Below are 9,692 nucleotides of genomic sequence, written 5' to 3' on the forward strand. Positions count from 1 at the left end.
TGAATAATAGCTGTCTCACAAGAGCGATTGGGACGAAAGCCATAACTATACTCTGAGAAGTGTCTTTCACAGATTGGACTGATGGTTTGAACAATCGCTTGTTGTACCCTTCTGTCCATGACTGTAGGGATTCCAAGATTTCGGACGCCACCATTTGGCTTAGGAATTTCAACTCGTAAAACTGGTTGAGGTTTGTACTTCCTCTGCTTTATAAGTTCCTTGGTTTCTCGCCAATGTTGCCGTAGGAAATTATCCATTTCCTCAATGGTAACTCCGTCGATACCAGCAGAACCCTTGTTTCTTTTTACCTGATGATAGGCTTCAAGCATATTGTTCCGAGATAATATCTTATCTAGCAATTCTGACATGTGCGTATTCCTTTCTTGTTTCGGTGTCTGAGGGACATCTTAGATTCGTGAACCTTCTCCTAGTCAATACGTGACCGTCTCCAGTTCTATCAGACCGTTCTTTTACAGACACAAGTGAAGTAGGATTACTTCGGTTAATTGTTCGCCCCTTCGCTCCATTTCCATTACAGAAACTTCATCACTACTATGGGTTCGGCTGACTTCTCATGATTCGTTGTTACTACGTCTACGACGCTCATGAGACCTCACGGGATAAGTCGTATATCTTTCCTCGTTTACTCTCGTGATCTACGCATATAGGTTACGACTACCTTTTGGGACTTTAGAGTTTTCAGCCTCCTCATCCACTACATACGCCTTCATATCACATTTCTGTTCGTAGAGCCACGATTTCGCTATCCCTTCCTCTCCCCGCTACCTCACGATAGTCAGGCTTGGGAGTCGCTATTGGGTTCACCGGTAGCAGGTGCCCACAGAGGACTTGCACCTCAGATATACGACATGCCCGTCGTACTGAAAAGATTCCAAGCCACCGAGCTTGGAATCGGGGGGATTCGGGAAACTTTGGTTCCCGAATAAGGCATGGAACTCGTCAGAGGTCGCTGCCGTCCCCCACCACAGGGAAAGCATCCCATATAAATTGGAAGGAAGCCATTTTCAGGCTATATTGTAAAAGCTATTCGTCGATTGAAAAATTTCCACCCACTACAGTTGACAAAGAGCTCAAAAAAGAGGTTGGACCTCCGTCCAACCTCTTTTTCGCTGATTATAGGCGGGCATTGAGTTCCGCAGATAGGTCCTCAAAGCCTGGTTTGCCAAGTAGGGCAAACATATTTTTCTTATAGGCTTCTACTCCTGGTTGGTCAAATGGGTTGATACCATTCAAGTAACCAGAGATGGCAATCGCCAATTCGAAGAAGTAAATCACATAGCCCAGAGTGAAGGCATCTTGTTCTGGAAGGGTCACAAACATGTTTGGAACATCTCCATCTGTATGTGCCAAGAGCACTCCGTCTGTCGCTTTTTTATTGACAAAGTCAACGTCTTTTCCTTGAATGTAGCCAAGGCCATCGAGGTCCTCGTCAAATTCAGGGATGAGCACGTTCTTACGTGGTTTGTCGACACGAATAACTGTTTCAAACAGGATGCGTGCGCCTTCTTGGATGAATTGTCCAAGCGAGTGCAAGTCTGTTGAGAAGTTAGCCGATGTTGGGTAGATCCCTTTTTGGTCTTTTCCTTCAGACTCTCCTGCCAACTGTTTCCACCACTCACTGAAATATTGAAGAGATGGCTCATAGTTGACCAAGATTTCAGTCGCATAACCTTTACGGTAGAGAATGTTGCGGACTGCTGCATATTGGTAAGCCTGGTTTTCGCTCAACTGATCAGATTGATAGTCCATCCGAGCTGCATTGGCTCCGTCCATCAGAGCTTGGATGTCTGCTCCGGAAGCAGCGATTGGCAACAAACCAACGGCTGTCAAGACAGAGAAACGGCCACCAACATCATCTGGAACCACAAAAGTTTGCCAGTTGTTGGCATCTGCTTCGACCTTAACCGCTCCTTTTTCACGGTCAGTTGTTGCATAAATCCGACGGTTGGCTTCTTCTTGACCATATTTTTTGATCAACAATTCCTTGAAGACGCGGAAGGCAATCGCTGGTTCAGTCGTTGTACCAGACTTAGAGATCACGTTAACAGAGAAATCCTTATCTTCTACGTATTCAACCAAGTCGGCCAAATAAGTGGAGGAAATTGAATTTCCAGCATAAAGAATTTGTGGAGCCTTGCGCTCTTCCTTGCTTTGCAAGTTTACAAAGTGGTTGTTGAGGAAATCAATCGCTGCCTTAGCACCTAGATAAGATCCACCAATCCCGATTACGACCAAAACATCACTGTCTGATTTAATCTTCTCAGCTGCTTCAAGGATTCGTGCAAACTCTTCCTTGTCGTAATTCTCAGGCAGGTCCAACCAACCTGTAAAGTCGCTCCCAGCTCCTGTTCCCTTGCGTAGAAGTTCATCAGCAGCTGAAACCTGTGCCTGCATGTAGTCCACCTCATGTGGTGCTACAAACTTATCCAGCACTTTTGAGTAATCAAATTGAATATGTGCCATATTCGTGCTTCCTCCCATTTTTTATCTCCCTTATCTTACTCTTTTATAGAAAAAAAAGCAAGAAACTTCCGAGAAATTAGCTAGTTGGTGCAAACGTTATACCTGCTTCAAAACTGGGCGATGTAGCTCGCAGGACCAGAGGCTCTTGAGTCAAGGGATGAACCAAACTCAGACGATGCGCGTGGAGCATCAGTCGCCCTTCAGGCTGCGGATGGTACAAGGGGTCTCCCACTAGGGGATAACCATGATGGGACAAATGAACCCGGATTTGATGGGTCCGACCCGTGGCCAACTGACAGGCCACCAAGGTCGCAGCTGATCCCAGCTTAAGTCGCTTGACCGTCGTCTGAGCCGACCGTCCCCCTCGAGGATCGACTCGCCGTTTGCGGCGGTCATGGCGGTCTCGGCCAATGGGATCACGGTAAACTTGCTCCTTAGCTGCAAACCTCCCCTCAACCAAAGCCCAATACTCCCGCTTGATGGCTCGCTTCTCCAGAAGCCGGTTTAGTAGGGGCAGAACCACTGGATTCTTGGCAAACAGCAAAAGACCACTGGTCTCCTGATCCAGCCGGTGGACCACATAGCAGGTTTGCCCTGTGTGGGCCACAACATGGTTGAGACAGGCGATTTCTCCGGGTTGATTGCCATGGGTTTTCATACCTTCGGGCTTGTTAACAACAATCAAATGTTGGTCCTCATAAACCACCTCGACCTGATCTGCCTGCCCCGCTTGAACCAGGCGGGACTCATACCAGTCCTCCTTAAATTCCAAGACCAAGACCTGCCCCTCAGCTACCAGACTCTGCCAGTGAACCGGCCGCCCATCCAAGGACAGGGCCTTCTCCATCCTTAGAAAATGACGGATTTTACGTGGAATCAACAGGGCTTCTTCTAAAACCTCTTTTATGCTCAAGCCTGCCCAGACGGCAGGGATAATGATAGGAATCTTCATACCCTCATTGTAACAGAAAGAAAGCTTAAGAAAAACTGAAAACAAGCCGGGAAATAAGGCATTTTCTTGTTCCCCTGTGGAGAAATTGATACAATAGCCCTATGAATAGACTAAAATCCGCCTTTGAGCAGTTTTTGCAGCTCTTTAAGGCCACAGAAAATCCAGAAGAAACCGGGCTGCCCCCCAAAGAGCAGCCCTCGGATGACTGGTCTCTAGCAGACGAGACCAGCCCTAATAGCCGTTCAGAAAGTAAGAAAAAAGCTGGTTTTTGGCCCGCCTTTCGCCGCTTTTGGCGGCGTTACCATTTGACCAAAATCCTCTTGATCCTCTTCCTATCCTTTAGCTTGCTAGTTGGGGGCTGGCTCTTCTACTTGGCCAAGTCGGCCAATGTCGATGACCTGCAAAATGCCCTCAAGGCCACAACCATTATTTATGACCGCAACGATGATGAAGCAGGGAGCCTGACCGGCCGGAAGGGAGCTTATGTCGAACTACCCGCCATTAGCGCCAACCTCCAAAATGCCGTTGTCGCAACCGAGGATCGCTCCTTCTATGAGAATAGCGGGATCAACTACGGCCGCTTTGCCTTAGCCATTGTAACGGCCGGCAGAAGCGGGGGTGGTTCAACCATTACCCAACAGTTGGCTAAAAACGCCTTTTTGTCCCAGGACCAGACCATCCAGCGGAAGGCCAAAGAGTTCTTCTTGGCTTTAGAATTAACCAAAACCTACTCTAAAGAAGAAATCCTCACCATGTACCTCAACAATGCCTACTACGGTAACGGTATTTGGGGTATTGAGGATGCCAGTCAGAAGTACTTCGGAGTATCAGCCAGTGAGTTGAGCCTGGATCAGGCGGCAACCTTGGCTGGGATGCTCAAGGGACCGGAGCTCTACAACCCCCTCTCGTCGCTCGAAAATGCCAGCAACCGTCGCAATACGGTCTTGCAAAACATGGTCAATGCAGGCTATATCAGCCAAGCGGAGGCAGACCAGGCAGCAACCGTCGACATGGCCGGGCAGCTGTCCGATACCTATGCCGGTAAGACGGACGACTACCGCTACCCTTCTTATTTCGATGCCCTCATCGCGGAAGCCGAGCAGGTCTATGGTCTCTCTGAAGAGGACATTGTCAATAACGGTTACCGCATCTACACGGAACTAGATCAAAACTACCAGGCCAATATGCAGCTCATCTATGACAATGAAGCCCTCTTCCCACAAGCCGCAGATGGCAGCCACGCCCAGTCTGGTAGCGTCGCCCTGGACCCGCAAACCGGCGGTGTCCGGGGACTGGTGGGGCGTGTCAACTCCGATGAAAACCCTGAATTCCGGAGTTTCAACTATGCGACCCAGTCCAAACGGAGCCCCGGCTCAACCATCAAACCCATTGTCTCCTATACACCGGCTCTGGCAGCTGGTTGGTCCATCAACACCGAACTCAACAACAGCAAGAAAACCTACGGAGACTACAACATTGATAACTATGCTGGGATGACTACAAACCCAACTGTTCCTATGTATGAGGCCCTGGCCGACTCCCTAAATATCCCTGCCGTTGCTACCTTGGACAAACTCGGAGTTGAGAAAGGGGTCGACAGCGCCAAGAAATTCGGCCTCAAATTGACCAATGACACTCCAACACTCGGTATGGCCTTAGGCAGTGGTTTTGAGACCAATCCCTTACAAATGGCTCAGGCTTATGGAGCCTTCGCCAATGGAGGGGTCATGCGAGATGCCCATTTGATTACCAAGATCGAAAACGCTAGTGGGCAAATTATCAAAACCCATAAATCCACTTCTAAACGGGTCATGTCCGCTTCCGACGCCAATAAGATGAACCAGATGATGCTGGGAACCTTTACCAACGGAACCGGAATCTACGCCGCACCCGCAGGCTATACCATGGCCGGTAAAACCGGAACCATGGAAACCGACTTTAACCCCGATGTCTCCAGTGACCAGTGGGTGATTGGCTATACCCCAGATGTGGTCATCAGCCAGTGGCTCGGCTTCCCGGAAACCGATCAGGAACACTACCTAACTGGAACCTCCTCGACCGAAGCTGCAACCATCTTCCAAAGCATGGCCAGCAGCGTCCTCCCCTACACCGAGGGCAGCAGCTTCTCTGTGGAAAATGCTTATGCAGCCAATGGCATCGCCCCTGTCAATATCTATGACCAGGATGAAAACACCAACAAGGACAGCCTCAACAGCTTCCTCAACGATGTTCAAAACCAGGCCCAAACTATGGTCGACCAGGCCAAAGAAGCCCTCAACAGCGCCCAACTCCCAGAAAAAGCCAAAAACCTCTGGGATAGCTTCACCGGACTTTTCCAATAAAAGACCTGGATTTTACCCGACGCGAGAACTTGGCAAGAACAGCAAATCTTGCTATAATAGGACTATTGGAGGCATCATGGCACTAAAAAAAGCAAGTTTAGCCTGCACCGTTTGCGGTTCACGGAACTACTCGATTAAACTCAGTAGCAACCCCAAACCAAGGCGGCTAGAAGTTAATAAATTCTGCAAACATTGCAGCAAATATACCACTCATAAAGAAACACGTTAGGAGATACCCATGCGATTTGTCCTCGATACATTCCGGATCTTGCGGGATACCGCTTGGCCCAATCGAAAACAACGCTGGACTGACTTCTGGTCCGTCCTACAATACTCTGCCTTTTTCATCCTCGTCATCTTCCTATTTGACCAGGCTGTATCAAGGGTCTTTAACCTCTTGTTGGATTTTTTCCAATAAGAATCTCGAAAAACTCCCCCTTCTGGGGAGTTTTTTGCTATAATTGAGAAGAAAACACCAAGCCCTCGGGCTTTTTTATATAGGAAAGGAATGTCCATGCTAGATAGTTTTGACAAGGGGTGGTTTGTCCTACAAACCTACTCAGGTTATGAAAATAAGGTCAAGGAGAATCTCCTCCAACGTGCACAGACCTATAATATGTTAGAGAATATTCTTCGTGTTGAGATTCCGACTCAAACCGTTCAAGTTGAAAAGAATGGGAAAAAGAAAGAAGTAGAAGAAAACCGCTTCCCAGGTTATGTGCTGGTTGAAATGGTTATGACCGACGAGGCTTGGTTTGTCGTTCGGAATACGCCAAACGTTACCGGCTTCGTGGGTTCTCACGGAAACCGTTCCAAACCAACCCCGCTCTTGGAAGAGGAAATCCGTGCCATCCTGGTGTCTATGGGACAAACAGTTGAAGATTTGAACCTCGACTTCAAGGAAGGGGATACTGTTCGGATTATCGACGGTGCCTTCACCGACTATACCGGTAAAATTACGGAAATTGACAACAACAAGGTGAAAATGATGATCACCATGTTCGGGAACGACACCCTTGCGGAAGTCGACATTACCCAAATCGCGGAGTTGTAAGCTCCTTTTGGCTTTGCCGGACGGCAAAGCCTTTTTTCATAGTAAATTCAAGAAAATCTTCAGTAAAAATTGTAAAATGAGAGTAAAGGAGACTAACTAAATGGTAAAAGAATTTGATATTCTCGCCATCGGAGGAGGATCTGGTGGTATTGCAACAATGAATCGGGCAGCCCTGCATGGGGCTAAGGCGGCTGTGATTGAGGGCAACCTCTTGGGTGGAACCTGTGTCAATCTAGGCTGTGTGCCCAAGAAAATTATGTGGTATGGGGCCTCTATCGCTGATGTCTATGGAAAATACGGGGCGGCTTATGGCTTTCATGCTTCTGAAGTCAGCTTTGACTTTGCGACCCTTCGTAAAAATCGTGAAGCCTATATTGAACGGGCCCGCGCTTCCTATGGAGGCCAGTTTGACCGTAATGGCGTGGAAGTCATTGAGGGCTATGCCCGCTTTGTCGATGCTCATACCGTTGAGGTGAATGGAGAATTGGTGCGGGCCAAACATATTGTCATTGCGACTGGGGCCAAGCCTAGCATCCCAGATATTCCTGGCAAGGAATTAGGGATTGTCTCCGACGATGTCTTTGCCTGGGAGGAATTACCAGAATCCATCGCTATTGTCGGAGCTGGCTATATCGCCGTGGAAATGGCTGGCCTGCTCAACAGCCTTGGAGTCAAAGTCGACCTCTTTGTACGCCAAGACGCACCCCTTCGCTACCTCGATGACTATATCTTAGAAGGCTTGTTGGCAGAAATGAAAGCAGACGGTATCCAACTCCACACCCATAAAGTGGTCAGCCGAGCTGAAAAAATAACCGAGGGAGTTCAACTTCACTTCCAAGACGGCAGCAGTCACACAAGCCAAACCGTCCTTTGGGCCATCGGCCGGCAACCAAACACCGAAAGCCTCAACCTCCAAGCTGCCGGTGTCGAAGTCACCGAACGTGGCTTCATCAAGGTGGATGCCTATCAAAATACCAGTACCCCTCAAATCTACGCCCTTGGGGATGTAACTGGCGAAAAAGAATTGACCCCTGTGGCTATCAAGGCTGGACGAACCCTGGCTGAACGCCTCTTCAATGGCCAAACCCAGGCCAAGATGGACTACAGCACCATCCCAACAGTTATCTTCGCTCACCCAGCCATCGGAACTGTTGGCTATACCGAAAAAGCGGCCATCCAAGAATTTGGAGCTGACCAGGTTAAAACCTACACTTCTACCTTTACCTCTATGTACACCGCTGTTACCGAGCACCGGCAGCCTATGAAACTCATGCTGGTAACCCAAGGACCAGAAGAGAAGGTCATCGGACTCCACGGAATCGGCTACGGCGTCGACGAAATGATCCAAGGCTTCGCCGTTGCCATCAAGATGGGCGCCACCAAGGCCGATTTTGATGCAACCGTCGCTATCCACCCAACCGGATCCGAAGAATTTGTTACCATGCGGTAATCTTTGAAGCCTAAAAAATCACCCTGTTTCTCTTGCTAAACAAAGAGAAACAGGGTGATTTTGCTATTCATAGATAGCTGCGTAAGCTTCCAAGATCTTGTGAGCAATACGCTCGACATCATTTTGCATGCCACGCATCTCAAAGGTATCCAAGACAGGGACCGAAAACTGCTGACTGTATTGTTGGGCAGTCAGGCAATACTGGTGATTAAAATTGCGATTACCACTACCAACAACCCCCAAACAGTAAAAGGCATTTTCCCCATAGGCCATAAAGTCGCGAACATCCGTGGTTAAGATTTCCACATCCCCATTGTCAATCCCATTGCCACCTTCCAGGTAGGTTGGCACAAAAGTCACATAGGGCTTGTTCAAGAAGAAAAAGTCCTGCTCTTCCTTGACCAAGCTCTTGATATCAATCAAATGAATGGTCAGACTAGGATTTTGAATCAGTAAATAGGTCTGCAGGCGGCTGACAAAACTTTCGGTATTGCCACTGAGGCTAATATAAACAAAGGTCAATTCCTGCATTAGAACACCTCAGAATCCAAGGCAGCTTCTTCCACAGACTTCTGGTAACGACGCAAACCGAAATAAGCAATGGCAGAAAGAATTAGAAAAATAGCCACGAAGGCAAGGGCTGTGTATTTATTGTTTGAGAGCAGGCTATTCATCAAATCTCTATTTTTAATCATGGACCGGACCAGTTGATTAGAAATCATCAGCGAAACCATCGTGCTCACTAAAGCCGCCACGCGCATGGCTAAGTAAGCATAGGTCGCTTTGACCACATCTTTTTTGAAAAATAGAAAGAAGGCTGAAGTCCCAAAAAGAATAAAATTAAGGGCCGTCATCCCCAAACTGAGCGGAGTCATAGTCCACTTGCTAGCTGCAATCTGTAACCGTATAACCTCAACGCCTCCCACTTGCTGGGCTACTTGCTCGTTATCCAAATAACTCGTAAAAGATTCCAAGACACTAGGCAGCTGAACCAGGCTATAAATCGTCAACAAGACCGATAGGGCTGACAAGCCTAACAAAACATATAAAAAAACAGGTTTCTTTTCCATCTAGTCCTCCTTATATTAACACCACTTCCATTTTAAAATCGAATCCTCAAACTAGTTTGAATCCACACTAGGCAACGAGACGCAGACATAACTCCAGTTAGGCAAGTCGAAGCTAACAACGTGTGGATTTAAAATAGAAAGAGTATAAGTAGAAAAACTGTACTATTAGAATAGCCCTATCTCCTAAAAATGTCAAGGAAAAGCCAGTTCCTCCACGACAAACGCATGAAAGGTTCTAACTGATTTTTTCTTCAGTCAGAACCTTTTTTTACAGCAATGATTTTAAATATCTATCAAAGACCATGCTCAGATGAAACTTTTTACGTCTTAAACTCATCTT

Annotated in this window: 10 protein-coding genes; 5 read left to right on the forward strand and 5 right to left on the reverse strand. The window is 47.6% G+C overall.

Going from position 1 to position 9,692, the window contains the following annotated elements:
- From HZY94_RS08360 to HZY94_RS08370, 3 genes are all read right to left on the reverse strand, one after another.
- Window positions 1-368: reverse transcriptase domain-containing protein (locus HZY94_RS08360; protein ID WP_257151908.1), on the reverse strand; the 368-nt coding region annotated here is incomplete at its 3' end.
- A 766-nt stretch (window positions 369-1,134) separates the two neighbouring features.
- Entirely contained in the window at window positions 1,135-2,484 is a 1,350-nt protein-coding gene (locus HZY94_RS08365; protein WP_160332856.1) for a glucose-6-phosphate isomerase, read from the reverse strand.
- A 76-nt stretch (window positions 2,485-2,560) separates the two neighbouring features.
- Complete coding sequence (locus HZY94_RS08370) at window positions 2,561-3,436, reverse strand: RluA family pseudouridine synthase (protein ID WP_179925776.1); 876 nt, start codon at window positions 3,434-3,436, stop codon at window positions 2,561-2,563.
- Window positions 3,437-3,537: 101 nt separating this feature from the next.
- Here HZY94_RS08370 and pbp2a point away from each other — a divergent pair, with 101 nt between their 5' ends.
- The 5 genes from pbp2a to gorA all read left to right on the forward strand — a co-directional run bounded on the left by pbp2a (window position 3,538) and on the right by gorA (window position 8,282).
- Window positions 3,538-5,778, forward strand: a complete 2,241-nt coding sequence (pbp2a, locus tag HZY94_RS08375; RefSeq protein WP_179925777.1) for a penicillin-binding protein PBP2A — start codon at window positions 3,538-3,540, stop codon at window positions 5,776-5,778.
- 76 nt (window positions 5,779-5,854) lie between these two features.
- Window positions 5,855-6,007 carry a 50S ribosomal protein L33 gene (gene rpmG, locus HZY94_RS08380; RefSeq protein WP_160332853.1) on the forward strand — a complete coding sequence of 51 codons (153 nt, stop codon included), beginning with the start codon at window positions 5,855-5,857 and terminating at the stop codon, window positions 6,005-6,007.
- Between the two features lie 9 nt (window positions 6,008-6,016).
- Window positions 6,017-6,196: a preprotein translocase subunit SecE gene (secE, locus tag HZY94_RS08385; RefSeq protein ID WP_160332852.1), complete on the forward strand. Its 180-nt coding sequence runs from the start codon at window positions 6,017-6,019 to the stop codon at window positions 6,194-6,196.
- Window positions 6,197-6,292: 96 nt separating this feature from the next.
- A complete protein-coding gene (nusG, locus tag HZY94_RS08390; RefSeq protein WP_160332851.1) occupies window positions 6,293-6,832 on the forward strand; it encodes a transcription termination/antitermination protein NusG in 540 nt (179 codons plus the stop codon).
- A gap of 100 nt (window positions 6,833-6,932) precedes the next feature.
- Complete coding sequence (gene gorA / locus HZY94_RS08395) at window positions 6,933-8,282, forward strand: glutathione-disulfide reductase (RefSeq protein WP_179925778.1); 1,350 nt, start codon at window positions 6,933-6,935, stop codon at window positions 8,280-8,282.
- A gap of 63 nt (window positions 8,283-8,345) precedes the next feature.
- Here gorA and nrdI read toward each other — a convergent pair whose 3' ends face one another.
- Window positions 8,346-8,813 (reverse strand): class Ib ribonucleoside-diphosphate reductase assembly flavoprotein NrdI, encoded by a 468-nt coding sequence (nrdI, locus tag HZY94_RS08400; RefSeq protein WP_179925779.1) that lies wholly within the window; start codon window positions 8,811-8,813, stop codon window positions 8,346-8,348.
- On the reverse strand, window positions 8,813-9,352 hold the full coding sequence (locus HZY94_RS08405; RefSeq protein WP_179925780.1) for a hypothetical protein: 540 nt from the start codon (window positions 9,350-9,352) through the stop codon (window positions 8,813-8,815). The genes nrdI and HZY94_RS08405 overlap by 1 nt, the downstream gene beginning before the upstream one ends.
- Window positions 9,353-9,692 lie beyond the last annotated feature (340 nt).

It is taken from the genome of Streptococcus danieliae (assembly GCF_013415245.1).
Taxonomy (GTDB): domain Bacteria; phylum Bacillota; class Bacilli; order Lactobacillales; family Streptococcaceae; genus Streptococcus; species Streptococcus danieliae_A.

Coding starts and splice junctions, on each gene's coding strand:
- HZY94_RS08365 (WP_160332856.1), bottom strand. CDS start 2,484: ATGGCACATATTCAATTTGATTACTCAAAAGTGCTGGATAAGTTTGTA.
- HZY94_RS08370 (WP_179925776.1), bottom strand. CDS start 3,436: ATGAAGATTCCTATCATTATCCCTGCCGTCTGGGCAGGCTTGAGCATA.
- pbp2a (WP_179925777.1), top strand. CDS start 3,538: ATGAATAGACTAAAATCCGCCTTTGAGCAGTTTTTGCAGCTCTTTAAG.
- rpmG (WP_160332853.1), top strand. CDS start 5,855: ATGGCACTAAAAAAAGCAAGTTTAGCCTGCACCGTTTGCGGTTCACGG.
- secE (WP_160332852.1), top strand. CDS start 6,017: ATGCGATTTGTCCTCGATACATTCCGGATCTTGCGGGATACCGCTTGG.
- nusG (WP_160332851.1), top strand. CDS start 6,293: ATGCTAGATAGTTTTGACAAGGGGTGGTTTGTCCTACAAACCTACTCA.
- gorA (WP_179925778.1), top strand. CDS start 6,933: ATGGTAAAAGAATTTGATATTCTCGCCATCGGAGGAGGATCTGGTGGT.
- nrdI (WP_179925779.1), bottom strand. CDS start 8,813: ATGCAGGAATTGACCTTTGTTTATATTAGCCTCAGTGGCAATACCGAA.
- HZY94_RS08405 (WP_179925780.1), bottom strand. CDS start 9,352: ATGGAAAAGAAACCTGTTTTTTTATATGTTTTGTTAGGCTTGTCAGCC.